This window comes from Streptomyces sp. NPDC043685 (assembly GCF_056436585.1).
In genome coordinates this window covers 847213-873190 of sequence record NZ_JBWKCH010000003.1, presented here as the reverse complement: position 1 = coordinate 873190, position 25978 = coordinate 847213, and the positions used below count along the sequence as shown (strand labels likewise).

Here is a 25978-nt window from a genome sequence, read left to right as displayed (position 1 = left end):
TCAGCCGAGCGAGACGACGACGGACTTGACCTTGGTGTAACCGGCGAGGGCCTCGGGCCCGTACTCGCGGCCGTAGCCGGAGTCCTTGACCCCGCCGAAGGGCACCGCGGGGTCGAGCATCGCCCAGTCGTTGACCCAGACGATGCCCGCCTGGAGCCGGTCGGCGACCCGGTGGGCGCGGGCGAGGTCGGTGGTCTGGACGCCCGAGGCCAGTCCGTACGGCGTGGAGTTGGCGAGGGCGACGGCCTGGTCCTCGTCGTCGAAGGGCTGGACGGTGAGAACGGGGCCGAAGATCTCCTCCTGGATCACGCGGGAGTCGTTCGCCAGGTCGGCGATGACGGTGGGCTTGTAGTAGTAGCCGCCGTCGAGGTCGAGCCGCTCACCGCCGCAGACGATCCGGGCGCCCTCCTTGCGGGCCAGGGCGACGTACTCCTCGACCTTCCTCAGGTGCTTCTCGGCCGCCATCGGGCCGACGACCGTGGCCGGGTCGCGCGGGTCGCCGACCGGCACACCGGGCACGGCCTCGGCGAGGATGCCGAGCAGGGTCGGATACACCGAGCGGGCCACCAGCAGGCGCGGGCCGCCCATGCAGAACTGGCCGGTGTTGAAGACGAAGCCCTTGATGACGGCGCCGACCGCCTTCTCCAGGTCGGCGTCCTCGAAGACGAGGTGGGCGGCGTTCCCGCCGAGCTCCATGGTGACGGGCTTGAGGGCCTCGCCCGCGACGCTCGCCACATACCGGCCGATCGCCGTGGAGCCGGTGAAGGCGACCTTGTCGACGCCCCGGTGCCGCAGCAGCGCCTCCCCCGCCACCGGGCCGGTGCCCGTCACGACGTTCACCACGCCGTCCGGTACGCCCGCCTCCTGGAGCAGCCGGGCCATGTACAGGGCGCTGAGCGGGGTCTCGTCGGCGGGCTTGTGGACGACGGTGTTGCCGGCCGCCAGCGCCGGGGCGAGCTTCGAACCGGCCAGGATGAGGGGGAAGTTGAACGGTGTGATCGCGGCGACCACGCCCAGGGGCTCGCGCTTGGTGTAGGCGAGGGCGTTCATCGGGACGTCGCGCAGGGCGCCGTCCTGGCTCTGGGCGAGGCCGGCGTAGTACTCGTAGTCGTTGGCCGCGTTGGCCACGTCGACCGCGCCGCACAGGGTGATCGGCTTGCCGACGTCGAGGCTCTCCAGGGCGGCGATCTCGTCGGCGTTCTCGCGGATCAGCCCGGCGACCCGGTGCAGCACCCGGCCGCGCTCCCGGCCGCTGAGACCGGACCAGGCTCCGTCGTCGAAGGCCTCGCGGGCGGCGCGTACGGCCGCGTCGACGTCGGCGGGGCCGGCCTCGGCCACCGTGGTGACGACGGTGCCACGGGACGGGTCGACCACCTCTGTGCGTGCCCCGTCGGCGGCCTCGCGCCATCGGCCCCCGATGAACAACTGCCCGGGTGTGCTCTCGAAGGTGGTCATCGCCGCTCCCAGCGTCGTCGCCAAGACTTCAACAAACAGGATTCCTGTCTGTGCGCAGTCTCTGCACAGACAGGAATCCTGTCAATGGTCTAGCCTGCCTCCATGCTCGACTCACAGGTGACCAAGGCGCCCCCTTCCCTGCTCTACATGGTCAAGCAGGTGGAGCTCGTCGTGCGCTCCCATCTGGACGAGTTGGTCAGACCCTCCGGCATCACCGCTCTTCAGTACACGGCGCTGACCGTGCTGGAGCGGCACGACGGGCTGTCGGCCGCCCAGCTGGCGCGCGACTCCTTCGTCACCGCGCAGTCCATCGCGGACCTGGTCCGCTCCCTTGAGGGCCGTGGACTGGTGCGCCGGGAGCGCAACCCCCGCAACCGCCGGGAGCTGCTGATCATGCTCACCGACTCCGGTCGCGAGCTGCTGGCCCGGCATGCCGGACCCGTCCGGGAGCTGGAGGACCGGATGGTGCGCGACCTCACGGCACACCAGGCGGAGCAGTTCCGCCAAGCGCTCACCAAGGCCTGGCACGCCCTGTCGTAGCCCCCCGGCCCCCTGCGGCGCACCCCCCGGAACGACACCGGCGCACACTCCGGCGCGAACCTCGGCCATCTCGGCCGCAATTCAAAGACATATGTCAATCGAACATGCTCAAATTCACTCGATGGGGGGTAACTTGCGGGACGGGGAACGGTGTTGAGGCCGTGGCCCCTCCCCACGCACGGAGCAGGCTGGAGGCGATCTCGTCGTGCGGCAGGAACCTGCACCGCTCACCCGGCATCTGCGCGTCCGCCAGGAACGGGGGCACACGGTGCTGGAGTTCCGCGGCGAGATCGACCTCGCCGCGGCCGCGGAGATCACCCCGCATCTGGACCGGGAGACGGGCCGCCCCGGCGCCCGGGTCGTGATCGACCTCAGCGGGATCGAGTTCTTCGACTGCTCCGGCCTGCGCCTGCTGTACCGGGCCCGCAGCCGGGTGCTCGACCGGCGCGGACAGGTGCTCCTGGTCTGCTCCCACCCGCTGACCCTGCGCGTCCTGCGGATCACCGGGCTGTCCCGGCTGTTGCCCCCGCAACCTTCGCTGGAGGCGGCACTGGAGCAGCCGGAGGCGACCTCCCGTCCCTGACCGCGTGCGCCCCGTGCGCTCCCCGCCGAGGTCGCCCCATCCTGAACCCGGCGGTCTGGCGGCGGACGTCGCGGGCATCCGGACAGTAGGAAGGAGGGCCGTCGCATGACGACTCCCGTCAAGCGCCTCCCCAGGCGCATGCCCGGCTGGGCGAAAGTGGTGGCCGCGCTCGTGCTGGTGCTCGTCGTGTTCTTCGCCGGGCTCCGGCTGAGCGTGCTCCCGGGCCTGAAGGACCTGTTCGGCACCGAGACGCACGACCGGTCCGGTCCCGCGCTGCTGAAGTCCATCCAGGACATCAGCCGTTACGACGCGGCCTCGGGCAACTTCCAGGTCGTCGTGGACCTGGAGAAGGACACCAAGCTCCTGCCCGACGCGATTCGCGGCACCCGCACGCTGTACGTCGGCGCGGGCACCGTCGACGCCTATGTCGACCTGGGCAAGGTCGGCGAGAACGACGTGAAGGTCAACGAGGACCGCACGTCCGCCACCCTCCGGCTGCCGCATGCGCGGCTGGGCAAGCCCGCCCTCGACCCCGACCGCTCCTACGCGGTCTCCAAGCAGCGCGGTCTCCTCGACCGCCTCGGCGACATCTTCTCGGACAACCCCAACGGCGAGCAGGCCGTGCAGAAGCTCGCGGTACGGCACATCGGCGACGCGGCGAAGGAGAGCGAACTGACCGCGCGCGCCGAGTCGAACACCACCGGCATGCTCCAAGGCCTGCTGCGCTCCCTGGGGTTCAAGGAGGTGCGGGTCTCCTACGGCAGCTGATCGGCCTCCGCGGAGCCGGGACGGCGGTGGAGTGCCCCGGCGCAACGCGGGCAACCGAGGGTGGGAGCGGTCCCCGGCGACGTCGCCGGGGACCGTGGCCGGTAACGACCCCCCACGGCATCGTCGGCCCGCCCGGGGGTAACCGCCTTGTCACGCCGGGACGTTGAAGAGTGGAGGACACCCCATGGCCAGTGCAGCCTCACGTCCCCGGACCACCGGGTCCGGGAGCGAGCGACGCCCGCTCCCGTGGCCCGCCCGGCTGCTGGCGATGCTGTGCGCGTTCCTGTTCATGGTCGCCTTCGCCGTGGTGCTGGCCCGGCTGACCCTCCAGCCCTCCCCCGCCTCGGAGGCGCTGACCCACAGCAACCTGACACCGGGCAACTCCCTGAAGGCCTATCTCGACCAGCCCGAACTGCGGGACGCCGTCAAGCAGATCGGCGGCAACATCCTGCTGGGCATTCCCTTCGGCGTCCTCGTGCCCGTGGTCGCGCCCCGCACCCGCGGCATTCTGCGCGTGCTGTTCCTGACCGCGATCGTGATGCTCCTGGTGGAGTTCGCGCAGGGCGCCCTGATCACCGGGCGCGCCTTCGACATCGACGACGTCATCCTCAACACCACGGGCGCGCTCATCGGCTACCTGCTCCTGGGGCGCCGCCTCAGCAGGGCCGTGCACGCGCGCAAGCCGCGACGGAGCCGCGCGGAGAGGGAACCGTCGGCCGACAAGGCCTGACACACGGCCGCCGGGCCCCGGGTGCGGACACGGCCTAGTGCACGGTCCAGGTGAACTTGTCGCCGCCCACCCAGCGGACCACGTCCGGATCGTCCATGTCGTGCACGGTGATGCCGAACGCGGCCGCGGCGGCCAGCACGTCGGTGACGGCCCGGGCCTCCCCGACCACCTGGCCGTCGATCTGCACGATCCGGAACGGCGGTGTGCCCGGCTGTACCCCGAGCACCATGATCCGCGGGTGGGATATGTACGGGCTCGCGCTTTCGGTCATGCTTCGAGCGTAGAACGCAACGGGCGCCCGCGCGGGTTCGGGGCGCCCGCCGGACCGGCCGGGCCCCTCAGGGGCGGCGCCAGTCGTGGCCGGTCAGATGGGAGCCGGCCTGCGGGCCCATCCGGAGCATGCCGCCGTCGACGCTCCAGGACGCCCCGGTGACGTACGAGGCGTCCGGGCCGGCCAGGAAGGCGATGACGGCGGCGACCTCGCGGGCGTCACCGGGCCGGCCGAGCGGAATGCCCGGACGGCTCTCGGTGTGCGGGTCGGTGTCCTCCTGCCCGGTCATGGGCGTGGAGATCTCCCCGGGCGCGACGGCGTTGACGGTGATGTGGTGCTCGGCCAGTTCGAGCGCCATGACCTGGGTGAGCAGCCCGAGACCGCCCTTGGCGGCGCAGTAGGGGGCGGCGCCCACCCGCGGCTGGTGCTCGTGGACGGACGTGACGTTGATGATCCGGCCGCCCTCACCGTGCCCGATCATGTGCCGGGCCGCCTTCTGCCCGCACAGGAACGGTCCCACGAGGTCGACGTCCAGGACCTCGCGCACGTCGGACAGCTCCAGGTCGAGGAAGGGCGTCATGGTGCCGGTGCCGGCGTTGTTGACCAGCACGTCGATGCGGCCGAGCCGCTCGCACAGCTCGTCGACGATGTCGGCGGCGTCGGGCAGCCGGGTGAGGTCCATCCGGGCGACCTCGGCCCGCCGGCCGTGCGAGCGCACCTCGTCGGCCGTCTCCTCGGCGCCCTCGCGGTCGCGGTGATAGGTGATGCCGACGTCCATGCCCGCCTGTGCCAGGCGTACGGCGGTGGCCCGGCCGATGCCGGAGTCGGCGCCGGTGATCACGGCGACTTTGCCGGGTGACGCGCTGGGGTCGGGCATGAGGGGCCTCCAAGTCGGCGGGGTCGGGACGATCGCAGTACCCGGGGGGAAACCGGGCAAACGGCGCCTGCCGGGTGCGGCCCGCGGGGCGCTGGGGAACCCTTGAGGTGGAGGTGGCGATGGACCCCGTCGAGGCACTGGAGCGGATCGCCTTCCTGCTGGAGCGGTCCCTGGCACCGACCTACCGCGTGCGCGCCTTCCGTACGGCGTCGCGGGTGCTGAAGGATTTGGGCGAGGATGAGGTGCGCCGGCGGGCGGCGGACGGCTCGCTCGAGGGGCTCAAGGGGGTCGGCCCGAAGACCGCGCAGGTGGCGCGGGAGGCGCTGGCCGGGCAGGTGCCGGGCTATCTGGAGAAGCTGGAGGGCGAGGCGCACGAGCCGCCCGCCGTGCGGGGCGGGCAGAAGCTGCGGGCGCTGCTGCGCGGGGACTGCCATCTGCACTCCGACTGGTCGGACGGCGGCAGCCCGATCGAGGAGATGGGGCGGGCCGCCGCGGAACTCGGTCACGAGTGGGCGGTGCTGACCGACCACTCGCCCCGGCTGACGGTCGCGCGCGGGCTGTCGCCCGAGCGGCTGCGGGAGCAGCTGGACGTGGTGGCGGAGCTGAACGAGACCTGGGCGCCGTTCCGGCTGCTGACCGGCATCGAGTGCGACATCCTCGAGGACGGCGCCCTCGACCAGGAGCCGGAACTGCTGGACCGGCTCGACGTGGTGGTGGTGTCGGTCCACTCCAAGCTGCGCATGGACGCCCGGTCGATGACCCGGCGGATGGTGGCCGCCGTACGCGATCCGCACTCGGACGTGCTCGGGCACTGCACCGGGCGGCTGGTGACCGGCCGGGGGCGGCCGGAGTCGGAGTTCGACGCGGACGAGGTGTTCGCGGCGCTCGCGGAGACCGGCACGGCCCTGGAGATCAACAGCAGGCCGGAGCGGCTCGACCCGCCGCGGCGGCTGCTGCGCCGGGCCGTGGACGCGGGGGTGCTGTTCTCCGTCGACACGGACGCGCACGCGCCGGGGCAGCTGGACTGGCAGATCAACGGATGCGCGCGGGCGGAGGAGTGCGGGGTGCCGCCGGAGCGGGTGGTGACCACGTGGTCCCTCGGGGAACTTCTGGCCTGGACGCGTGAGCGGCGGCTGCCGTCCGGCGTGGCGGGCCGCTGACGTGGTACCCGCGCGGCCGGAGAGAAAGGGACTGCACTTATGGGAAGCGCGGGACGGGCGGCCGTGTTCGATGTCGACGGCACGCTGGCGGACACCAATCATCTGCATGTCGTGACCTGGTGGGAGGCCTTCCGGCAGGCGGGCCACCAGGTGCCGATGCACGCCCTGCACCGGGCCGTGGGCCTGCCGTCGACCGACCTGATCGCCCATGTGCTGGGCGACGACCGGGACACGGACCAGGACGCCGACATCAGCGCCGGGCACAAGGCGCTGTACGGGCAGTACTTCGACCGGCTCCCCGCGCTGCCGGAGGCCGGGGCGCTGTTGCGGCGGCTGCACGGGGACGGCTGGACGGTGGTGCTGGCCACCTCGGCGGGCGGGGCGGAACTGGGCGCGCTGCGCCGGGCGATCGACGCGGACGAGGCCATCGCGGCCACGGCCAGCGCGGACGACGTGGAGCGGGGCAAGCCCGCCCCCGAGCCGGTCGAGCACGCCCTGGAGCTGGCGGGGGTGCCGGCGGAGCGGGCGGTGTTCGTCGGCGACACCGTGTGGGACATGCGCGCGGGCAGCGGGGCCGGGGTGCGCTGTGTGGGCGTCCTGTGCGGCGGCATCCCGCGTGCCGATCTGGAGGAGGCCGGCGCGGACGCGGTCTACGCCGACCCCGCGCACCTCCTGTCGGCCCTCGACGGCAGCCCGCTGTCGTGAAGGGGCGTGAAACCCCCGGTCACGCGGATACCCGCAGTGCATGACGCGTGTGACGAGTGCGGTACGGCGGGTGGCGGGAGGCCTGCGCGGCCGAAGGGACAGGGGCAAGGACGGGGACAGGGACACGGACACGGGAGCGGCTCCGGGCGCGCGACCCCGGGGAGCACCGACGGCCCGTGGGCGGATGCGTGACCTGGAGCGGGGAGCGCGCGCCGCGCGACCGGTGGATGCCGTGCGGCGTGACGCGCGAGGTGCCTGGAACGCCGTACGGGCGGCGTGGCGCGGGCCCGGGCGGGAGCGGGATCTGGTCGTCCAGTCGCTGAAGGCGGCCGGGGCTGCGGTGCTCGCCTGGCTGGTGGGTGGCGTCTGGATGGGCGACCCGCTGGCTCTGATGGCGCCCTGGGTGGCGCTGGTGCTGGTGCAGGCCACCGTCTTCAGCTCACTGGTGCAGGGCGCCCGGCAGTTCGGGGCGATCTGCGTCGGCACCCTGGTCGCCTCGGGGGCGCAGGCGATCACCGACGACACGACGGGCGCGCTCGCCCTGTCCGTGCCGGTGCTGATGCTGCTGGCGAACTGGCCCCGCTTCGGGGACCAGGGCATCTACGCGGCGACCACGGCGCTGTTCACCCTCTCCTCCGGCATGGTGAGCCTGTCCGCCGTCGGGCACCGGGTGGGCCAGGCGGCGATCGGCGCGGTCATCGGCGTCGCCGTCAACGCGCTCGTCCTGCCCCCGATCCATCTGCGGGACGTGCGGGAGAACCTGGCGGCGCTGGCCCGGGAGGCGGGGGACGTCCTGCACACCGTCGCCGCCGACCTGCGGAAGGGCGAGTGGGACGCGCAGACCGCCTACGGCTGGGTCCGAGCCTCGGCCGGGCTGGACCACCGGCTGAAGGCGCTGCGTTCGGCACGCCGGTGGAGCCAGGAGAGTCTGCGTCTGACCTACGCGCCGCTGCGCGCCCTGCACCGGGTCCCGCACGAGCTGCCGTCGGAGGACGAGGACGAGCGGCTCGGCCGGGTGACCGGGCATGTCACCACGCTCACCCGGGCCCTCGCGGTGTCCGTGGACGACAACCGGACGCCGGCTCCGCCGGAGGGGCCCGCCCTGCGCGCGTACGCGCGGCTGCTGGAGCTGATCGGGGACGCCCTGCGCGCGGAGGCCGACAGCCTGCGCGACGGCGGCGAGACCGCGCGGCCGGACGAGAAGGCGGAGCAGGCGATGCGGGAGCTGCACGAGGAGTTGCAGGAGAAGCTGCGCCGTCAGGCCGGGGAGGGGGCCGCCCGCACCGCCGTCCTGGGCACGCTGCTTCTCCAGGCGGAGAACCTGTGGGCCGAGACCACCCTGGGCGAACGGGAGCAGTGACGCACCTCACCGGGCGGGGGTCCCCCGCGCGGAACACCCGGAGGTTGTTGCCCGTTGAACAAGACGTGGGTCCGGGCAGGACCCGCCCCTGAGCCGCCCCGGCCGTGATTCCCCCGTCCGGCCGGGGCTTTCCTTCGTCCACGTGCAATCCGCCCCACCCGGGTACTCGGCACCTCACGCGGAACACGCGGCCGAGAGGAGCGCACGGTGAGCAGCGGAACGGGCAAGCGCGTCGTCGTCACGGGGGCCACCGGCAACGTGGGCACCAGCGTGGTGCGCCTCCTGTCTGAGGATCCGGAGATCGACTCGGTGCTGGGGCTGGCCCGGCGGATCCCCGACTGGTCGCCTCCGAGGACCGACTGGGCCGCCGTCGATCTGGCCTCCGAGCGGCCCGATCTGGTGGAACGGTTCACGGACGCCGACGCGGTGATCCATCTGGCCTGGGCGTTCCAGCCGACCCACGACCCCGCGGCGACCTGGCGCACCAATGTGCTCGGCAGCATGCGGGTCTTCGAGGCGGTGGCGGCGGCCGGGGTGCCGACGCTCATCCACGCCTCGTCGGTCGGCGCCTACTCTCCGGGTCCCAAGGACGAGGCGGTGGACGAGTCCTGGCCGACCCACGGCTGGCCGGACGCCGCGTACTGCCGGGAGAAGGCCTATCTGGAACGCGCGCTGGACACCTTCGAGCGCGACCACCCGGGGACGCGGGTGGTGCGGATGCGGCCCGCCTTCCTCTTCCAGCGGGAGTCCGCGAGCGAGCAGCGCCGCATCTTCGGGGGACGCTTCCTGCCCGGCCCGCTGGCCCGCCCGGAGCTGCTGCCCTACCTGCCCGACATCCCGGGGCTGCGGGTGCAGGCGCTGCACACGGACGACGCGGCGAACGCGTACCGGCTGGCCCTGCTCTCCGACGTCCGGGGCGCCTTCAACCTGGCGGCCGACCCGCCGGTCGACGCGCGGCTGCTGGGCGAGATGTTCGACGCGCGTCCGGTGCGGCTGTCGCGCATGGCGGCCCGGTCGGCGATCGCCGCCGCCTGGGGCCTGCATCTGCTGCCCGCCTCCCCGCATCTGTTCGACGCGGTGCTGCGGCTGCCCCTGATGGATGCGGCGCGGGCGCGCAGGGAGCTCGGCTGGCGGCCGGAGCACACGGCGCCCGAGGTCCTGGAGGAGTTCCTGCTGGGCCTGCGGGAGGGCGCGGGGGCGAGCACGGAACCGCTGCACGGGCGCAAGGTGGGCTGACTTAGCCGGGGCGCTCGACGGGGGCACCACGCAGGCCCTCGTCGAACGCCCCGGGACATGCCCGAGGGCCGCAGCCGACCCCCACAGCCGGCTGCGGCCCTCGGTGGGATGCCCTCCCCCGTCAGGCGGAGGGCTCGTCCGGCACCGGGTGCTCGGGGTGAACCGCTCCCGAGCGCGGTGCTCCTTGCCGGCCCGTCCCCGCTTCGTCCGTGTCGGGGACGTCACCGGCGGGCTCGTCGGTCTCGTCGTCGCTGTGCTGCCGCTCGTTCTTTCCGGTGCCCGTGAAGCGCGGGGCGACCTCCCACGGGTCCTCGCCGTCGTCGGCCTGCTGGTCCGGCATGTCCCGCGGTATGGGCTCACCGTTCTCGCCGGGTCCTTCGAGGCGGTGGTCGGTCACGGCGTGCTCCCTTCTGTGGTCCGGGCGCCACGCGAGTACCTCCGCGGTGATCGGCGAAACCTCAGCGCGGAATCCGTTCCTGAAGTGCCGTCCGCCAGGCGGGGAGCGGGTCCTTCGGTGCCGGGTCGGGGCGCCGTCCGCCACGTGCGAAGAAGTCGGCCAGGGGCAGGATCGCGGCACCGACCGTGACCGCGTCGGGCCCGAGCCGGCCGAGGTCGACGGTGACCTTCCCGGCCGGGTGGCGCAGCGCGTACGACATGGCGTGCCGGCGTACGGCGGGCAGGAAGCGCGCGCCGAGCGCCAGACCGGCCCAGCCGCCGATCAGGATCCGCTCGGGCTGGAAGAGGTTGATCAGGTCGGACAGGCCGGCGCCCAGGTACTCGGCGGTCTCCTCCAGGACGGCCAGCGCCACTGGGTCGGCCACGGTGCCCTCGGGCGGGTAGGCGGCGGCGAGCATCGTGGTCAGGGCGGTCTCCTCGTCGGTGCCGTCCGGGACGCGGCCGCCCTCCTCCCGCCAGCGGGCGAGCAGCGACTCGGCGCCCGCGTACGCCTCCAGGCAGCCGGGGGCCCCGCACCGGCAGCGGCGGCCCCGGACCCGTACCGTCAGATGCCCCCACTCCACGGCGCGGCCCTGGTCGACGTCGGGGGTGACGAGGCTCGCGCCGACACCGGAGCCGAAGAGCACCACGACGGCGTTGCGGGCGCCGCGTCCGGCGCCGAACCACATCTCGGCCTGGCCCAGCGTCTTGGCGCCGTTGTCGATGAAGTACGGCACGGTGTCGGGCAGCGGGGAACCGGCGCGCAGCAGCGCCTCCAGCGGGACGGCGTCCCAGCCGATGGTCTGCCCGTGCACGAGCGCGCCGCGGTCGGGGGTGCGCTCGACGATGCCGGGCACGCCGATGCCGACGCCGAGGAGCCGCTCGGGGGCGAGGTCCGCGGTGTCCAGTACCTCGGCGATGCCCTGCCGGATGTGGTCGACGATGACCTCGACCTCGTACCGCTGCGGCGTGAGCGGGTGCTCGGCGCGGGCGAGTTCGGTGAGGGTGAGGTCGAACAGCTCCACGCGGACCCGGGTCTCGCCGACGTCGACGCCGATCATGTGGCCGCTGACGGGCGCGACGCGCAGCAGGGTACGCGGGCGGCCGCCGTCGGAGTCGACGCTGCCGGCCTCCTCGACCAGCCCGTCGGCGACCAGGTCGGCGACCACGTTGCTGACGGAGCCGGAGCTCAGCCCGGTCGCCGGACCGAGTTCGAAGCGGCTGAGCGGACCGTCGAAGTAGAGCCGTTGCAGCACCGCCGTGCGGTTGGCCCGCCTGAGGTCGCGTACCGTGCGCCCGTTGCGCGCCACCATGTGAATCCCCTCGCATCCCCTGTCCGACCTGCAACATACCGTCGGGCGGGGCTCGGCGCGACATTCCTCCACCCCTTATTTCACGATGTGAGCTAACCGGTGGCCGACCGCGCGGTTCAGCAGCCCTCGGCGATCTCGTCCAGGGCCGCGACGAGCTCCGGGCCGACCCTCTCCCGCACCCAGCGCTGCTGCTCCTCGCCGGCCTGCCGGGGAACCGTCTCGGTGAGCATGATCAGGTACAGGTAGGCGCGGTACAGGGCGAGCCGCAGCCGGGCCGGGGCGCCGAACCCGGCCCGGCCGCCCTCCTCCCGGTAGCCCGCGAGGAACGCCTCGTCGTCCCGGATGTCCCCGAGCAGCGCCAGGGAGACGAAGTCGGCCAGGGGGTCGCCCCAGAACATGCGCTCCCCGTCGATGAGGCCGCCGATGCGGGCCCGTCCGCCGGGTCGGTCGACGAGGACGTTGCCCCGCCACAGGTCGAAGTGGACCAGACACGCGTCGGTGACCTCGTCGAGTGCGCCGTACGCGGACGCGGCGGTGGCGGCCACCGCGTCGACGGGGCGCGGCAGCCGGGCTCCGTAACGCCGGGCGTCGTCGAGGACGGCGTCGAACATCGTCGTGAACGCCGTCCGCCAGTCGGGCGCGAGCGGGCCGAGGGCGCCGGAAGGGTAGCCGAAGCCGGGCCCCCTCACACGGTGCAGGCGGGCCACCTGGCGTCCCAGCTCCGTCCGCAGGGCGGTGTGCTCCGCGTCGGTGAGCGTGTCGTCCCACGGCTCGCCCGGGACGGCCGTCATCAGCAGGTAGTCCTCCCCCGCGGACACCTCCCGCGGGGCGGGGACCCCGGCCCGGGCGGCCGAGCGGTAGAACTCGGCCTCGGCGACGAGCAGCCGCTTCTCGTGCCGCATGCCGGGGACGGCCGCGGCGGGCGGGATCTTCAGCACGTAGCGGCCGCCGTCGGTGAGGCGGAGTTCCTCGACGGTGTTGTACGTGCCGCCGGTCAGCGGGGCGAGGTGGGCGAGACTGCCGGGGTCCAGGCCCGCCGCCTGAAGGATGTGCCGGGCCCGTTCCCAGGAGTCCACCACCGTGTGCCCACCTCTCCCCTGCCGTCGCGGTCAGCCGGCCGCGTACACGTCCTCGACGTAACGCCCGTGCGCGATCAGCTCGTCGAGCCACTGCTCGGCGGCGGCCTCGTCGGTGCCGTCGGCGGTCTGCGTGTGCTTGCGGTACAGCGTACGGAACGCCTCCCGCACCCCGGGCGCCATTCGGGAACCGTCTCCGCAGACGTACACCCGCGCTCCGGCGTCCAGCAGGGCCATGACCTCCTCGGCCTCTGCGGCGATCCGGTGCTGCACGAACCGCACCTCGCCCTCGGGGGTCTCGCTGAACGCCGGGCGCAGAAAGACGGCTCCGGCGGCCTCGGCGGCGCGCAGCTCCTCGGCGTGCAGGAAGTCCGCGTCGGGGGCGTCGCAGCCGAAGTAGCACAGGGCGGGGGCGAGTTCGGCGCCCGCGGCGACGGCCGCGGCGCGGTCGGCGATGACACCGCGGAACGGGGCGAGGCCGGTGCCCGCCGCCACCATGACGACCGGTGCCGCATCGCCGGTGACGTCGATGCGGAAGGCTTCCCGGCACGGCTGCACGCGTGCGTACACGGTGTCACCCGGTTCGAGGGTGGCGAGGTGGCCGGAGCCGGTGCCCCGGTAGACGCCCCTGCCGGAGCGGGCCGGTGCCTCCAGCAACGAGACCATCAGATCCACGTGGCCGGGGTCGACGGCGGGCGAGGAGGAGACGGAGTAGTGGCGGGGGCGCAGCGGGGTGAGCAGATCCAGGAGCTGCGGCCAGTCCAGCGCACCGCGCAGCGCCGGGTGGTCCTCCAGGATCTCTACGAGGGTGCGCGGGTCGTCGGTGAGGGCGGCCAGGGCCGCGCGCTCCGGCGGGCACGGGTTGGCGGCGGCGAGCGCGGCCAGCTGCCCGGCGCTCGGGCGCTCCTGGAGCTCCACGTGGTGGGTGAGGAGCTGCCGTACCGTCACGGGCCGTTCCACGGCGATGCCGTCGCGGCGCGGGCGGGTGGCGCGGATGTCCAGGACGGTGTCGAGGCCGGCGCCGAGCGCGGTGGCGGCGCGGGTCACGAGCTCCGGGGCGTTGGCGGGCAGGACGGTGAGGTGGTCGGCGGTGCGGTAGGTGACACCGTCCGGCAGCGCCACCCGGACGAACCGCTTGCGGCGGGCGTATCCGGGCGCTGTGAGGTCGCGCGCCTCGGTGACGCGCATGGGGACCAGGCCGTGCCGTTCGGCGAGGGCGTCCAGCGGGCCGCCGGTCAGGGCGCGGACCTCGTAGGCGGTGGCGGGTCCGGGGTCGGGGGCCGTGGCGTCCGGGTCGCCGTAGCGCTCCAGCAGGGCGGTGCGCAGGGACGCGGTGAAGGCGCGGACGGTGCCGGAGAGGTCGCCCGAGGCGTCGGCGGCGGCGCGCTCCAGGAGGCGGCCGGCGCCGGACGCGGCGAGCCGCTCGTCGATCCGGGTGGGGACGTGCTGGTAGGTGGCGGCCCAGTTGCGGTCACCGACGCCCAGGACGGCGTACGTCACGCCGGACAGGTCGTGGGTCTCCTCCAGCCGGGCGGTGAAGGCGGTGGCGTCGTCGGTGGGGCGGCCGTTGTAGGAGGCGGCGGTGATGACGACGGGGCGGTCGGCGGGCAGTCCGCCCGCGTAGGCGTCGAGAGGCGCCACCTCGGTGGCACAGCCGATCGCGGCGGCCTCGTCGGCGAGTTGCGCGGCGAAGTCGCGGCAGGTGCCGTAGTTGCTGCCGTGCAGGAAGAGGGCGGCGGTGCCGGGGCGGACGCGGGCGGGCAGGCCCTGCGGCTCGGCCGACTCGGCGTCCTGGACCGGGGCGGCGCCGGGCAGCGGCGGGTGGACGCGGTCGGCGGCGGTGCGCGGGGTGAGCGCGAGGGTGAAGCCCTCGGGCTTGAGGGTGAGGGTCTCCTTGACGGTGAGCCGGTAGTCGGCGTGGTCGCTGAGCCGGTAACGGTGGACGATCATCGCCAGCAGCATGGTCGCCTCGTGCAGGGCGAACTGGCGTCCGATGCAGGCGCGTTCACCGGTGCCGAACGGCTTGAAGGCGTGCACCGGCCGCTCGGCCTCCGCCTCGGGCGTGAAGCGGGAGGGGTCGAACAGCTCGGGGTTGTCGCCCCACACCGGCTGCCGGTGCAGCATCGGGGTGAGGACCAGGGCGGCCTGCCCGGCGCGCAGCGGGATGCGGCCGCCGAGCAGGGTGTCCTCGCGGGCCTGCCGGGCGAACACGGCGGCCGTGGGCCACAGCCGCAGGGCCTCGTTGAGCACCTGGCGGGTGTAGGTCAGCCTGCCGACCTCGTCGTACGTCGGCTCGGGGTCGGCCCGGTCGCCCCACAGCGCGTCGACCTCGCGCTGCACCAGCCGGAGCGCCGTGGGGTGCTTGGCGAGGTAGTACAGCGCGAAGGACATGGCGCCGGAGGTGGTCTCGTGGCCGGCGATCAGGAAGGTGATGACCTGGTTGCGGATGTTGTCGGTGTCGAGGGTGGTGCCGTCGGCCGGGTGTGCGGCGGTGAGCATCAGGGCCAGGAGGTCGTCGGCGTCGCTCTGGTCGGTGCCGGTGCGGGCGGCGATCACCTCGTCGACGACCCGGGCGAGGTAGGCGGAGTCGTCGCGGAAGGCCGCGTCCTGCGCCGAGTAGTCCTGGCCCGGCACGCGGGCGAGGCGGGTCATGCTCCACTCCAGGCAGCGGACCATCGACTCGACGAAGGGGTGCGGTTCGTCCCGTTCGAAGGATCCGAAGTCGTAGCCGAAGCCGGCGAGCCCGATGGTGTCGAGCGTCATGCGGGTCATGTCGTCGGGGACGTTCACCGGCTGCCCGGCCCGGGCGTCGCGGTCCCAGGACGCGATGAGCCGGCGGGCCACCTTCAGCATCACCGGGTGGTAGGTGCGCATGGAGCCCAGCGCGAAGGCGGGCATCAGGATGTCGTGCGCCTTGGCCCAGTTGGGTTCGTCGTTGTAGGCGGTGAACAGGCCGTCGGCGGCGAACTCGCGGACGTTCTCCAGACCGGGCCCGATGTGCTTGGCGAACCGCTGCTCGTCCGCCAGGTCGGCCACGAGATCGAGGTCGCCCACGAACAGGATGTCCCGCCCGTACAGCCGCCGCACGAACACGGGCCCGTGCTCGCGCATCAGGTCCATGGCCTGCTGGACGGGCGCACCGCCGGGGCCGGTGGCGGAGATGTCGGCGACGGGGACGCCGGGGAGGGCGTCGGCGGTCGGGGGAGTCTGTCCGGTGGGGGGCATGACGCGGCAACTGCCTTTCGCGCTACGGAAGTACTGCGCTCCAGCGTGATCCACGGGGTACCGGGGACGGTGCCGTGGCCCTACATGATTGTGTAGGGCGAGCAGGTGCGCCGCTCTTGCGCGGGAGCGGCCCGGCATGGCAGGAGAGACTCGTGGACCTGGCCCGGCAGGAGGCCGTGACCTGGCGCAACCGCGCCCTGCTCCTGTTCGACCGGGTGGCGATGCCGGTCGCGGTGTGCGACGTCCACGGCGCGGTGCTGCTGGCCAATCCGGCGATGGCCGCGGAGTGCGGAACGACGCCGGGGCGGCTGCGCGGCCGTGACGTGCTGGACCTGTTCAGCCCGCGGGAGGCCACGCAGGTGGAGCGCATCGCCGAGGCCCTGCGCCTGCGTCACCGCTCGCGCTACCAGGTATCGGTGCGCTGGCGGGCACCGGGCGGCGCGGAGCGGCACGGCGAGCTGACGGCGGATCCGGTCAGCGACACCGCGGAGGACACCCCGGCCCTGCTGGTGATGCTGCGGGTGGATGCCGAGCCGGTCCCCTCCCCCGCCGCTCCTGCCGAGCGGGAACGGGTGACACCGGGGGAAGCGCGCATCCTGGCCCTGCTGGCCGCCGGCGCCACGACGGCCCGGGCGGCCCGCGAGACCGGCCTCACCACCGACGGGGTGACCTATCACCTGCGTCGCCTGTCCTCCCGCTGGGGCGCGTCGAACCGCACGGAGCTGGTGGCCCGGGCGTATGCCCTGGGGGTGCTCGGGGCCGGGGTGTGGCCGCCCGCCCCGCCGGCGGACGGGGCCTGACGAAAACTCGGTGGCACCGCCTCACCGCGGCTGCCTACCCTGGCCCGGTCCACGAAACCTAGACCCCCTAGGTTTCGCACCGACCACTCCCGAGGAGCCCTCCCGTGCAGCCGCTCACCGAGCAGGACATCCGTGCCTCGTTCATCAACTGCTCGAAAGGAGAGGCCAAGCGCCTGGCCGTGCCCCGGGACCTCGACGAGCGACCCTGGGGCGACCTCGACTTCCTCGGGTGGCGGGACCCGGGAGCACCGGATCGCAGCTATGTGGTGACCGAGCGGGACGGGCGGCTCGTCGGCGTCGCGATGCGGTTCCAGGCCGCGCAGCGCGGGTTCCTGCACCGCAGCATGTGCTCGCTGTGCCTGACGACCCACCCGCGGGGCGGCGTCGCCCTGATGACCGCGCGCAAGGCCGGCCCGGCCGGGCGCGAGGGCAACTCCGTCGGGGTCTACATGTGCACCGACCTCGCCTGTTCCCTGTACGTACGCGGGAAGAAGACGCCGGAGACCGGGTCGCGGTTCGAGGAGAGCCTCACCCTGGAGGAGCAGATCGCGCGGACCACGCGCCGGCTGGACGCCTTCCTCGACAAGGTGTCCGCCTGACCGCCCTCGGTCGCCCCCGCATTCCCCCGGCACTAACGTCCTTCGTGAACGTCCTGCATGGATGTGATCATGGATGCGTTCGTGACGCCGGGGAAGGGGAACTGCCCGAGGATGCGAGAGGTACGTGAGTGGACGGCGCGCGCCGAGCGGATCCTGCGCAAGCGCCGTGATCCGGTGGTCGTGCAGACGCTGCGGTCCGCGACCGCGGCGACGATCGCGTATGTCATCGCGCTGCGGCTGAGCCCGGAACCGGCGCCCCTCACCGCTCCGCTGACCGCGCTGCTGGTCGTCCAGGTCACGCTGTACGCCACGATCACCAACGGCTTCCGGCGGGTGAACGCCGTGGTGACCGGCGTCCTGGTCGCCATCGCGTTCAGCCTGCTGGTCGGCCTGACCTGGTGGAGCCTGGCGCTGCTCCTCGTGGCGTCGCTGGCGGTGGGACGGCTGGTCCGGGTGGAGGAGTACGTACCCGAGGTCGCGATCAGCGCGATGCTCGTCCTCGGCGTCACCACCGTCGGGGACACCGCCTGGGCCCGGGTGGTGGAGACGCTGATCGGCGCGGGCGTCGGACTCGCCTGCAACCTGCTGCTGGCTCCGCCGGTGTGGGTGGAGGAGGCGGGCGAGTCGATCGAGGGCCTGGCGCGCCGCCTGCGCCAGCTGATGCTGCGCATGGGTGAGGAGGCCGCCGACGGCACGCCCGTGCACCGCGCCGAGAAGCAGCTGCACGAGGCGCGCCGGCTCGATCACGACATCGTCGAGGTGGACGCGGCCCTGCGGCAGGCCGAGGACAGTCTGCGGCTCAATCCGCGCGTGCAGGACAGCGTGCTGCACCGGGTGGTGATGCGCACCGGTCTGGACACGCTGGAGATCTGCACGGTCGTGCTGCGGGTGCTCGCCCGCTCCCTCACCGACCTCGCCAAGGAGCGTGAACCGGAGCCGCTGTTTGAGCCCGAGACGGGCGCCGCCCTGGAGCAGTTGCTGTCCGAGATCGCGGACGCCGTGGTGAGCTTCGCGGTGCTGGTGACCACCCACCTCAGCGCGAGCGCGGAGTCGGCGGAGGAACGTCTCGCCGCGGAACTGCGCACCGCGGCGGGCACCCGCGACAAGCTGGCCCTGCTGCTGCGCGAGGAGGCCGAGCGCGACCCCGGGCACTGGCAGCTGCCGGGCGCCGTCCTGACGGAGGTCAACCGCATCCTCGACGAGCTCGACACCGAGCACCGCACCCGGCGCCTGTTCGAGGAGCTGGACCGGGTCTCGCGGGAACAGCGCGCGCGGATGCCCCGGCTGACACGGCTGCGGGAACGGCTGGGCGTCACGGAGCAGCTGTGGCGGAACCGCGCGGGGTTCAGCGGGCGTTCTCGCTGAGGGAGCGCCGGCAGGGGGCCGGCCCCTGATGCGAGGAGCGGGCCGATGGCCGACACGACCGTGCGGATCGACGGGAACACACTGCGGCTGCCGGGCGGGGTGGCGGTCCGCTTCATCCGCACCCTGCGCCTGCCGGAGACCGGCACCCATCCGCTGCCTCCGGGGCTGGGCGAGTTCCCGGTGCGGCGGGTCGCGGACTACGCGGACCGTGTCCCCGAGGAGTGGCGGTCGCGCGGCGGTGTGATGCTCCCCGTGTATCTGCGTGAGGCGATGTGGCTGAGCTTCGCGGGCACCTCGGAGCCGGCCGCCCTCCAGGTCGGCGTCGGCAAGGTGTGCGCGGTCTCGGGCCGCCCCTGGAGCGACCGCCTGGCGCGCGGACCGCAGAACTACGTGGTGCTCCCCCGCCAGCCCTGGCTGGACGGCATCAACTCCGGCACGGGCACGGTCCGGCAGTTCGTGGCCGTCCCGCTCGGCCTGGGCGCCACCGTGGAGGGGCAGGTCACGGGCGAGGAGGTGTGGGGCGGGGTCCAGTTGCGGTCCTTCGCGCTGAACCAGCGGGAGCTGGCGCGGTGGCGTGAGGAGGAGCGGCAGCGCGCGGAGCGGACTCGGGTGATGCCCCCGCCGGGTGGTTACGGCGCCGCGATGCCGGGCGGCCTGCCCACCGCCGGGTCCGGCGGCTTCGGCGCCGCGATGCCCATGGCGGCCCCGCCCGCGTCCTTCGGGGCCCCGATGCCCATGGCGGCCCCTCCCGCGCCGGGGGCGGTCCCGGCGCCCGCCGCCGCTGCCGCGCCGTCGAGTGCTCCGCGCGCGGCCGTGGCGATGGGCCTGGGCGTCGGCGGCTCCATGCGGCAGGAGGTGTACCAGGACGACCGGCCGCTCTCGGACTGGTCGCAGGCCCCGGCGGGGCGGGTGTTCGTGCACCTGGTCACGCCGCCGGAGTGGCGCCGCATCACCGGCGAGGCCGCGCCGCCGTCGCCGGTGGACCGGGCCGCGTACACCCGCGCGGGCCTGCCCTGGTTCGACTGGTTCGACCAGGACGCGGAGGATCTCGCCCCCACGGACACGCTCCGGTCCGTCAAGCCGGTCGGCGACTGGCTCGGCGACGACCACGAGCCCTGGCAGCCGCCCACTCCGGGTCAGACCCAGCAGCTGGGGGACGCCCCGGGCGAGCCGATCGAGGACGGGAACTGGTAGCCCGCCCTTCCCGGCACCCTGTCCGGCTCTCGCACCTCGCGCCACCCGCTGCCGTATTTGCACCCGGCGGCGGGGAAACGCCAAGGTGGCTGTCACGATGGGGACCGGTGACGACCTGAGGGGCGACATGGACAGTGGTGGCTGGAGCAGGCGCCGGTTCGTCGGCGCACTGGCGGGCGGGGCCGCCGCGGCGGCCCTGCCGTCCTGCGACGACGCACCCGCGCCCACGTCGACGTCGACGCCGAGCACGGCGCCCGAGGCGAGTGCCGGCCCGTCCCGCGCGGACCGGCGCCCCTCCGGGCCCCGCCCCCTCCACCTGGGCACCTACACCTCCGTCGAGGGCGGCGGCAAGGGCATCGGCCTGGCCACGTACGACCCGGCCACGGGCCGGATCAGCGCCGACGGCACGATCACCGGCGTCGGCGACCCGTCGTACCTCGCGCACCACCCGGACCGCGGCACGCTGTACGCGGTGGACGAGCGCGACGCGGGTGCCGTGACCGCCGTCCGGCTGTCCGACCGGAAGGTCCTGGGCAGCCGCGGCACCGGCGGCGCGGCCCCCTGCCATCTGTCGGTGCACCCGGGTGGACGCTGGCTGCTCAGCGCGAACTACGGCTCGGGCAGTGTGGCGGTGCATCCCATCGACGCCTCGGGCGCGCTCGGCGAGCGCACCGGCCTCGTACGGCACTCCAGCCCGCCGCCCGGCCCCGGCCAGGAGGGCCCGCACGCCCACCAGTTCGTCACCAGCCCGGACGGAGGCCATGTGCTCGCCGTCGACCTGGGGACGGACACCGTCTACACCTACCGGCTGGACGAGAAGGCCGGCACGCTCACCGAGGTCGCGCAGGCGCACACCCGGCCGGGCGCCGGACCGCGCCACCTCACGTTCCACCCGGGCGGCCGGTACGCCTACCTCGCCAACGAGGTCGACAACACGGTGGCGGTCTGCGCGTACGACCGGGCCTCCGGCCGGCTGACCGTCGGCGAGGCACAGTCCACGGGCACCGGCTCGGGCACGAACTATCCGGCGCAGATCCTGGTGACCGCGAACGGCAGGTACGCCTACCTCGCCAACCGCGGCCACAACAGCCTCACCCGCTACGCCGTCGAGGCCGGCGGCGCCCGGCTCAGGCTGCTCGACACGGTGCCGGTCGGCGGGGACTTCCCTCGTCAGATCGCCCTCTCGCCGGAGGGCACACTGCTGTTCGCGGCGAACCAGAAGTCCTCCACCGTCACCGTCTTCCACGTGGACGAGGCGAGCGGTGAACTGCGCCGCGCGGGCGCGCCCTTCCCCTCACCCGTCGCCGTCTGTGCGCTGCCGCTGTAGGGCTCGCGGGCAGGACGCCGCACTGGCCTGGGACAGCAGGGTGTGCATGCGCTCGGTGAGCTGAGCGACGTCGTCGGCGGGCGCGTGGAACGCCAGGCGTACGTCGCCGTGGGCGCGGGCGCGTTCGATGCGCAGGGTCAGTCCGTGCCGGTCGACGGCGAGCGGCTGGACCCGGACGGCACCGTACAGGCTGCCGGAGTCGACGAGCCGGGTGAGCCGCTCGACGGCGTCGGCGTGGCAGTCGGCGAGGTGGGTCAGCAGCCGGGCCTCGGCCGTGGTGAGCGGGTCGGGCGCTGCGGCGGCGAACTCGCCGAGGTCCACGACCACGGAACCGGACGGCCTGCGCAGCACCACCCGCGTGGGCGTGAAGACGAGTTCCTCCCCGTCGACGGCGAACCAGCCGGCCAGCCACAGCCGGGCGCGGATGCGGCTGCGGACGGGGACGGGTGCGACGTCGGCGAACTCCAGCACCGCGGACGGCTCGCCGCGGGGCGCGCAGATCGCGGCCGCGAGCAGGGCGCTGTCCTCGGGCACGGCCAGACGCACCCGGCCGTCCTCCTCCACGCTGTGCGCGCCGACCAGTTCCTCTCGCGTGCCCTCCGCGGTCACCGCGCAGGACCACGCGGCGGCGAGCACCGAGCGCGCCCGCTCCGCGGCGGCGGGAGCCGCCGTCCAGCCGTGGCTGTCGTCACCCATCCCAGACCTCCTTAGGTAAGCCTCACCTAACCTACCGAAGATCGAGGTGCACGCCAACCACGGCAGAGGTTCTTCAGCGATACGGGAGCGGCCTCAGACCCGCGCTGTCCAGTGCCCGGGGCGGGTGACCGACGTGGGCAGCCGGGTCCCGGCACTCCCCCGCGCCGCGTTCAGCTGCGGCTGGGTGAGGAAGAACGCCCCGGTCAGGTCGGCGTCCGTGAGGTCCGCGTCGCGCAGATCGGCGCCGATCAGGTCGGCGCCCCGCAGGTCCGCGCCGGTGAGGTCGGCGGCGATGAGGTAGGCGCCGCGCAGGCTGGCACCACGCAGGTCGGCACCCTTGAGACGGGCGCCCATGAGGTCCGCCCCCCGGCGGTCCTTCTTGCGGCCCCCGATGCCGGCCCTGGCCAGCTCGCTCGTCCTCAGCAGCAGGACGTTGACCTCCTGGCGGTGCGCCGCCACGTCCAGCCCGGCGAGCTCCTCGGGGGCCATGGCGGTGAGTTCCCGGGTCCTGTCCAGCGCCTTGCGCAGGTCGGCGTGGACGGGACGGGCCGCCGGCAGGGTGAGCGCCTCGCTCAGGTACCACAGCAGTTCGTGCAGCTGCCGGACGACCGGGAACACCTCGAACATGCGGCGGGCCCGCTCCGGCGGACCGGTCCGCCAGTCCTGCCCGCCGAAGGTGATCTGCGAGACGTGCTGCCCGGCGCCGAAGCAGTCGTAGACCGTGCAGCCGGTGAACCCCTTCTGCCGCAGCCTGGCATGGATGCCGCAGCGGTGGTCCTCCCGGAGGTTGCGGCAGGGCGTGCCGGCGGCCTTGTCGACCGCGAAGTCGGCCGAGGCGGCGAAGGGCAGGGCGACGCAGCACAGCCCGAAGCACCGCTCGCAGTCGCCGCGCAGTTCCGCCTGCCCGGCCTGGTGATCTCGCATGCCGTTCAGCATACGAAACGACAACTCACCGCCGGCGTGGGGTCACCTCGCTCCTCCGGGCACCTCCAGCCGCTCCAGCCGCTCGGGGTCGGCCAGGATGTACAGGTCCGTGATGCGGCCGTCGACGATCGTGACGCCCATGACCGACTGGACGCGGCCCCCGTGCGTGTTGACCAGTCCGACCGAACCGTTGACCAGGACCAGCTCCGCGGACTGCGTGAACGGGGCGAACATGAGCGCCTGCTCCGCCACTGCCTTCGCGCCCCGCACCAGCTTGGAGGCGGCGGCGCCCCGGACGAGCGCGCCCGAGTCCGCCCGCAGCAGCACATCCGGGTGCAGAAGGGCCACCAGCGCCTCGAAGTCCCCGGCACGTGAGGCGGCCAGGAAGGCGTCGAGCACCTGCTTCTGCCGGCCGAGGTCCGGCTCGGACGACGGGGTGGCCCCGCGCACCCGGCGCCGGGCCCGGCTCGCCAGCTGCCGGGTCGCGGCCGGGCTGCGCTCCACAATCGGCGCGATGTCGTCGAACGGCACGGCGAACATGTCGTGCAGCACGAACGCGAGCCGCTCGTCCGGCGCCAGGTTCTCCAGCACGACGAGCAGGGCCAGGCCCACGGAGTCGGCCTGGAGCACCTCCTCGGCCGGGTCGATGTGCGACAGGGGCCGCAGCACGGGGTCCGGGACGAAGGCCCGCACCGTGTCGTGGGTGTCCCCCATCGGCTCCTCGCGGCGGGCCGTGCGAGAGCGCAGCAGGTCCAGGCAGACCCGGCCGGTCACCGTGGTCAGCCAGCCGCCGAGGTTGTGGATGTCGTCCGCCTCGGCGCGGCTGAGCTTGAGCCAGGTCTCCTGGACGGCGTCCTCCGCCTCCGCGAGCGATCCGAGCATGCGGTAGGCCACCGCCTTGAGATGCCCCCGGTGTTGCTCGAACCGGTCGGCCAGTTCCACGCTGCCTGTCATGGTCTCCCCCGTCATCCGTCGATCAGCCGCTGATCATCTGCTGAACAGTTCGAACGCCACCGCCGGCCGGCCCCCGAACCTCTCCCCTGTCGCCTCGGCGTGCCCTGTCAGGAACCCGCGCACGTACGTCTCCGGGTCCTCACTGGTCAACACCTCGATGTAGGTGCGGTGTTCCAGCAGGGAGCGCACAGCCCGTTCCATCCCGGCCGTGGCGTCGACGGCGTGTGTGGGCGTGCTGGAACCGGCGACGGCGACCCAGCGCACACCGTCCCAGGGATCCAGGCCCTGTTCGACGAGCTCGGGGAAGATCCACCGGTTACCGGCGTCGCCGGCCGCGTCGAGCGTGGCCCGGCCGACGGCCACGTGGTCCGGGGTGTTCCAGGCGACGCCGCCCCAGGTGTCGCGGTGATTGAGCGTGATGACCAGCTCGGGCCGGTGACGGCGGATCGCGGCGGCGATGTCGCGGCGCAGGGCGGTGCCGTACTCGATGACGCCGTCCTTGTGGCCGAGGAACTCCACCTCCGACACGCCCACCACCGCCGCGCTCGCCCGCTGCTCCCGCTCGCGCAGCGGCCCGCACCGCGCGGGTTCGATCGTGTCGATGCCCGCCTCGCCGCGGGTCGCCAGCACGTAGGCGACCTCGCGACCCTCGTCGGTCCAGGCCGCGATCGCCGCCGAGCAGCCGTACTCGAGATCGTCCGGGTGGGCCACGACCGCGAGGGCACGCCGCCAGTCCTCGGGCATGGGCTGGAGTTGAGTGGTCGTCATGTCCGCAGACTATGGCCCTCGGGGAGCATCGGAACGGAAATCGGCGGTAGCGGGGCGATCTCGATTTCGTCACCTGGCATCGGGAACGAAGGCCTGATCAGGGCTCGTGGCCGATGGGCGCCGCCGCGGGAGCATCATGGCCGTGGTCAGTGCGGTGGCGAGGACGAGCGCGGCGGCGAGGCAGAAGGCGTCGCGCGCGCCGGTGAGCGCGGCGGCTGCCGGGGTGGGGTCGCCGAGTTCGGCGGCATGCAGGAAGAGGCTGCCGAACAGGGCGACGCCGAGCGTGCCGCCGAGTTGCTGCACCGCGTTGAGCAGACCGGCGGCGGAACCCGTCTCGTGTGGGCGGACTCGGTGCAGGGCCGTGGTGAAGAACGGCACGGCGTAGAGGCCCTGCCCGAGCCCGGCCAGAGCCAGCGACGGCAGTAGCAGCCATGGGTAGGAGGCGGGCGGGCTGGTGGCGTACACGGCGGCGGCCGACACGACTCCGGCGAGCAGGGCCAGCAGGCCGACGTTCATGACCCGTGCCCCGTAGCGGGGTACGAGCCGGGCGCCGGCAACCCAGGACGACAGCGCCATCGTCGCCGACCAGGGCAGCAGCGTGAAGCCTGCCGAGAGGACGTCGCGGTGCTGGCCCAGCTGCATCTGCAGCACGACCACCAGCATCAGGCCGCCCACCACGGAGAAGAACAGCACGCTGGACACCAGCGCGGCGGTGAAGCTGCGGTCGACGAACAGGCCCGGCTCGATGAGCGGGCTGCGGCCTTGGCGGGACCGCCGCCGTTGATGTGCGGCGAAGCCCGCCAGCACCGCTCCGCCGGCTGCGAGCATGGCCCAGGACCAGCCCGGCCAGCCATGTGCGCCGCCCTGGATGAGGGGATAGACCAGCAGGGTGCTGCCCAGGACCACCAGCGCCGTGCCGGCGTGGTCCAGCCGCGGTCGAAGCGCGGCACGGTCCTCGTGCAGCAGCGGTGTGGCCGCCAGCACGGCGGCGCCGAGGGGGACGTTGACGAGGAAGACCGCGCGCCAGGAGAGACCCAGCACGTCCGCCTGGGTCAGCGCGCCGCCGACCACCGGGCCGGTCACCGCGGCGAGCCCCATGACCGGGCCGATGGTGCCCATGGCCCGGGCCAGTGCCGGCCCGGTGAACATGGCGCGGATCATGCCGATGGTCTGAGGGATGATCAGTGCGGCCGCGGCGCCCTGCACCGCCCGCGAAGCGATCAGCACCGCCGTGGACGGGGCGAGCGCACACCCCAGCGAGGCCAGGACGAAGCCGACCGTCCCGGCGCGGAACACCCGCCGCCGACCGACGATGTCACCCAGCCGCCCGCCGGTGACGAGGAAGACGGCGAAGGGCAAGGTGTACGCGGCACCGAACCACTGGATGACGGAGGCCGGGCCGCCCAAACCGGCGCGGATCACGGGGGCGACGACGGTCATGATGGTGGCGTCGAGGAGGTTCATGGCCTCGGCGACCAGCAGCACGGCGAGTGCGGCCCAGCGGTGCCGCGGAGGTGGGGTGGTGGAGTACGACATGTGCCCGAGAGTGCGCGCCGCCGCCCGGGCGCCTCCACTTCGAGCGGCCGGATCGCCGGATCATTCCACGGGAGGGTCCGT

The 25978-nt window shown here is 73.6% G+C and carries 25 protein-coding genes; 13 read left to right on the top strand and 12 right to left on the bottom strand.

All coding sequences use genetic code 11. From position 1 onward, the window contains the following. Positions 1–1455: an aldehyde dehydrogenase family protein gene (locus AC0665_RS13045; RefSeq protein ID WP_478605502.1), complete on the bottom strand. Its 1455-nt coding sequence runs from the start codon at positions 1453–1455 to the stop codon at positions 1–3. Between the two features lie 102 nt (positions 1456–1557). On the opposite strand from AC0665_RS13045, the gene AC0665_RS13040 reads away from it, so the two are divergent. From AC0665_RS13040 to AC0665_RS13025, 4 genes are all read left to right on the top strand, one after another. Further along, positions 1558–1995: a MarR family winged helix-turn-helix transcriptional regulator gene (locus tag AC0665_RS13040; protein WP_478705001.1), complete on the top strand. Its 438-nt coding sequence runs from the start codon at positions 1558–1560 to the stop codon at positions 1993–1995. Positions 1996–2200: 205 nt separating this feature from the next. Then, positions 2201–2578: an anti-sigma factor antagonist gene (locus AC0665_RS13035; RefSeq protein WP_468632981.1), complete on the top strand. Its 378-nt coding sequence runs from the start codon at positions 2201–2203 to the stop codon at positions 2576–2578. Between the two features lie 105 nt (positions 2579–2683). After that, positions 2684–3346, top strand: coding sequence for a DUF4230 domain-containing protein (locus AC0665_RS13030; RefSeq protein ID WP_468404633.1), 663 nt, complete (start codon positions 2684–2686; stop codon positions 3344–3346). 184 nt (positions 3347–3530) lie between these two features. Next, positions 3531–4076: a VanZ family protein gene (locus AC0665_RS13025; RefSeq protein WP_468632979.1), complete on the top strand. Its 546-nt coding sequence runs from the start codon at positions 3531–3533 to the stop codon at positions 4074–4076. Between the two features lie 34 nt (positions 4077–4110). On the opposite strand, the gene AC0665_RS13020 is transcribed toward AC0665_RS13025, so the two are convergent. Both AC0665_RS13020 and AC0665_RS13015 read right to left on the bottom strand, forming a co-directional pair. Next, positions 4111–4347, bottom strand: coding sequence for a hypothetical protein (locus AC0665_RS13020; RefSeq protein ID WP_031133568.1), 237 nt, complete (start codon positions 4345–4347; stop codon positions 4111–4113). 67 nt (positions 4348–4414) lie between these two features. Further along, a complete protein-coding gene (locus AC0665_RS13015) occupies positions 4415–5224 on the bottom strand; it encodes an SDR family oxidoreductase (protein WP_478705000.1) in 810 nt (269 codons plus the stop codon). A 119-nt stretch (positions 5225–5343) separates the two neighbouring features. Between AC0665_RS13015 and AC0665_RS13010 the strand changes: the two genes are divergently transcribed. From AC0665_RS13010 to AC0665_RS12995, 4 genes are all read left to right on the top strand, one after another. Further along, the gene (locus AC0665_RS13010; protein WP_478704999.1) at positions 5344–6384 is read left to right on the top strand and encodes a PHP domain-containing protein; all 1041 of its coding nucleotides are present in this window, start codon (positions 5344–5346) and stop codon (positions 6382–6384) included. 39 nt (positions 6385–6423) lie between these two features. Next, positions 6424–7089: an HAD family hydrolase gene (locus tag AC0665_RS13005; RefSeq protein WP_478704998.1), complete on the top strand. Its 666-nt coding sequence runs from the start codon at positions 6424–6426 to the stop codon at positions 7087–7089. Positions 7090–7273: 184 nt separating this feature from the next. Continuing rightward, positions 7274–8449: an FUSC family protein gene (locus tag AC0665_RS13000; protein ID WP_478605508.1), complete on the top strand. Its 1176-nt coding sequence runs from the start codon at positions 7274–7276 to the stop codon at positions 8447–8449. Between the two features lie 207 nt (positions 8450–8656). Further along, the gene (locus tag AC0665_RS12995; protein WP_478605510.1) at positions 8657–9685 is read left to right on the top strand and encodes an SDR family oxidoreductase; all 1029 of its coding nucleotides are present in this window, start codon (positions 8657–8659) and stop codon (positions 9683–9685) included. Positions 9686–9806: 121 nt separating this feature from the next. Here the strand turns inward: AC0665_RS12995 and AC0665_RS12990 are convergent, their stop codons facing one another. The 4 genes from AC0665_RS12990 to AC0665_RS12975 all read right to left on the bottom strand — a co-directional run bounded on the left by AC0665_RS12990 (position 9807) and on the right by AC0665_RS12975 (position 15734). Further along, a complete protein-coding gene (locus AC0665_RS12990; RefSeq protein ID WP_363116485.1) occupies positions 9807–10082 on the bottom strand; it encodes a hypothetical protein in 276 nt (91 codons plus the stop codon). 61 nt (positions 10083–10143) lie between these two features. Continuing rightward, the gene (locus AC0665_RS12985; protein ID WP_478704997.1) at positions 10144–11433 is read right to left on the bottom strand and encodes an ROK family protein; all 1290 of its coding nucleotides are present in this window, start codon (positions 11431–11433) and stop codon (positions 10144–10146) included. A gap of 116 nt (positions 11434–11549) precedes the next feature. Continuing rightward, entirely contained in the window at positions 11550–12512 is a 963-nt protein-coding gene (locus AC0665_RS12980) for a phosphotransferase family protein (RefSeq protein WP_478605514.1), read from the bottom strand. Between the two features lie 30 nt (positions 12513–12542). Continuing rightward, on the bottom strand, positions 12543–15734 hold the full coding sequence (locus AC0665_RS12975) for a cytochrome P450 (protein ID WP_478704996.1): 3192 nt from the start codon (positions 15732–15734) through the stop codon (positions 12543–12545). Positions 15735–15886: 152 nt separating this feature from the next. On the opposite strand from AC0665_RS12975, the gene AC0665_RS12970 reads away from it, so the two are divergent. From AC0665_RS12970 to AC0665_RS12950, 5 genes are all read left to right on the top strand, one after another. Beyond that, the gene (locus AC0665_RS12970; RefSeq protein WP_468404613.1) at positions 15887–16534 is read left to right on the top strand and encodes a PAS domain-containing protein; all 648 of its coding nucleotides are present in this window, start codon (positions 15887–15889) and stop codon (positions 16532–16534) included. A gap of 104 nt (positions 16535–16638) precedes the next feature. Continuing rightward, complete coding sequence (locus tag AC0665_RS12965; protein ID WP_468404612.1) at positions 16639–17133, top strand: FBP domain-containing protein; 495 nt, start codon at positions 16639–16641, stop codon at positions 17131–17133. A gap of 111 nt (positions 17134–17244) precedes the next feature. Then, complete coding sequence (locus AC0665_RS12960) at positions 17245–18498, top strand: FUSC family protein (RefSeq protein ID WP_478508608.1); 1254 nt, start codon at positions 17245–17247, stop codon at positions 18496–18498. Between the two features lie 45 nt (positions 18499–18543). After that, positions 18544–19692, top strand: coding sequence for a hypothetical protein (locus tag AC0665_RS12955; RefSeq protein WP_478508610.1), 1149 nt, complete (start codon positions 18544–18546; stop codon positions 19690–19692). Positions 19693–19819: 127 nt separating this feature from the next. Continuing rightward, on the top strand, positions 19820–21019 hold the full coding sequence (locus AC0665_RS12950) for a lactonase family protein (protein WP_478705040.1): 1200 nt from the start codon (positions 19820–19822) through the stop codon (positions 21017–21019). Here the strand turns inward: AC0665_RS12950 and AC0665_RS12945 are convergent. The 5 genes from AC0665_RS12945 to AC0665_RS12925 all read right to left on the bottom strand — a co-directional run bounded on the left by AC0665_RS12945 (position 20987) and on the right by AC0665_RS12925 (position 25897). Further along, a complete protein-coding gene (locus AC0665_RS12945) occupies positions 20987–21715 on the bottom strand; it encodes a DUF2470 domain-containing protein (RefSeq protein WP_468404606.1) in 729 nt (242 codons plus the stop codon). The genes AC0665_RS12950 and AC0665_RS12945 overlap by 33 nt on opposite strands. A 93-nt stretch (positions 21716–21808) precedes the next feature. Then, positions 21809–22651 (bottom strand): pentapeptide repeat-containing protein, encoded by an 843-nt coding sequence (locus AC0665_RS12940; protein WP_478605519.1) that lies wholly within the window; start codon positions 22649–22651, stop codon positions 21809–21811. A 30-nt stretch (positions 22652–22681) separates the two neighbouring features. Further along, a complete protein-coding gene (sigJ, locus tag AC0665_RS12935) occupies positions 22682–23593 on the bottom strand; it encodes an RNA polymerase sigma factor SigJ (protein ID WP_468404602.1) in 912 nt (303 codons plus the stop codon). A 33-nt stretch (positions 23594–23626) separates the two neighbouring features. Continuing rightward, entirely contained in the window at positions 23627–24361 is a 735-nt protein-coding gene (locus tag AC0665_RS12930; protein WP_478508611.1) for a PIG-L deacetylase family protein, read from the bottom strand. 69 nt (positions 24362–24430) lie between these two features. Further along, complete coding sequence (locus AC0665_RS12925) at positions 24431–25897, bottom strand: MFS transporter (protein WP_478704995.1); 1467 nt, start codon at positions 25895–25897, stop codon at positions 24431–24433. Between the last annotated feature and the right edge of the window lie 81 nt (positions 25898–25978).

Bases quoted from the DNA above. Each gene is read 5' to 3' on its own strand.
- AC0665_RS13010 (WP_478704999.1), top strand. From the start codon at position 5,344: ATGGACCCCGTCGAGGCACTGGAGCGGATCGCCTTCCTGCTGGAGCGG.
- AC0665_RS13000 (WP_478605508.1), top strand. From the start codon at position 7,274: ATGCGTGACCTGGAGCGGGGAGCGCGCGCCGCGCGACCGGTGGATGCC.
- AC0665_RS12960 (WP_478508608.1), top strand. From the start codon at position 17,245: ATGCGAGAGGTACGTGAGTGGACGGCGCGCGCCGAGCGGATCCTGCGC.
- AC0665_RS12985 (WP_478704997.1), bottom strand. From the start codon at position 11,433: ATGGTGGCGCGCAACGGGCGCACGGTACGCGACCTCAGGCGGGCCAAC.
- AC0665_RS12975 (WP_478704996.1), bottom strand. From the start codon at position 15,734: ATGCCCCCCACCGGACAGACTCCCCCGACCGCCGACGCCCTCCCCGGC.
- AC0665_RS12950 (WP_478705040.1), top strand. From the start codon at position 19,820: ATGGACAGTGGTGGCTGGAGCAGGCGCCGGTTCGTCGGCGCACTGGCG.
- AC0665_RS13025 (WP_468632979.1), top strand. From the start codon at position 3,531: ATGGCCAGTGCAGCCTCACGTCCCCGGACCACCGGGTCCGGGAGCGAG.
- AC0665_RS13030 (WP_468404633.1), top strand. From the start codon at position 2,684: ATGACGACTCCCGTCAAGCGCCTCCCCAGGCGCATGCCCGGCTGGGCG.
- AC0665_RS12930 (WP_478508611.1), bottom strand. From the start codon at position 24,361: ATGACGACCACTCAACTCCAGCCCATGCCCGAGGACTGGCGGCGTGCC.
- AC0665_RS12955 (WP_478508610.1), top strand. From the start codon at position 18,544: ATGGCCGACACGACCGTGCGGATCGACGGGAACACACTGCGGCTGCCG.
- AC0665_RS13040 (WP_478705001.1), top strand. From the start codon at position 1,558: ATGCTCGACTCACAGGTGACCAAGGCGCCCCCTTCCCTGCTCTACATG.
- AC0665_RS13045 (WP_478605502.1), bottom strand. From the start codon at position 1,455: ATGACCACCTTCGAGAGCACACCCGGGCAGTTGTTCATCGGGGGCCGA.
- AC0665_RS13020 (WP_031133568.1), bottom strand. From the start codon at position 4,347: ATGACCGAAAGCGCGAGCCCGTACATATCCCACCCGCGGATCATGGTG.
- AC0665_RS13005 (WP_478704998.1), top strand. From the start codon at position 6,424: ATGGGAAGCGCGGGACGGGCGGCCGTGTTCGATGTCGACGGCACGCTG.
- AC0665_RS12940 (WP_478605519.1), bottom strand. From the start codon at position 22,651: ATGCTGAACGGCATGCGAGATCACCAGGCCGGGCAGGCGGAACTGCGC.
- AC0665_RS12945 (WP_468404606.1), bottom strand. From the start codon at position 21,715: ATGGGTGACGACAGCCACGGCTGGACGGCGGCTCCCGCCGCCGCGGAG.
- AC0665_RS13015 (WP_478705000.1), bottom strand. From the start codon at position 5,224: ATGCCCGACCCCAGCGCGTCACCCGGCAAAGTCGCCGTGATCACCGGC.
- AC0665_RS12925 (WP_478704995.1), bottom strand. From the start codon at position 25,897: ATGTCGTACTCCACCACCCCACCTCCGCGGCACCGCTGGGCCGCACTC.
- sigJ (WP_468404602.1), bottom strand. From the start codon at position 23,593: ATGACAGGCAGCGTGGAACTGGCCGACCGGTTCGAGCAACACCGGGGG.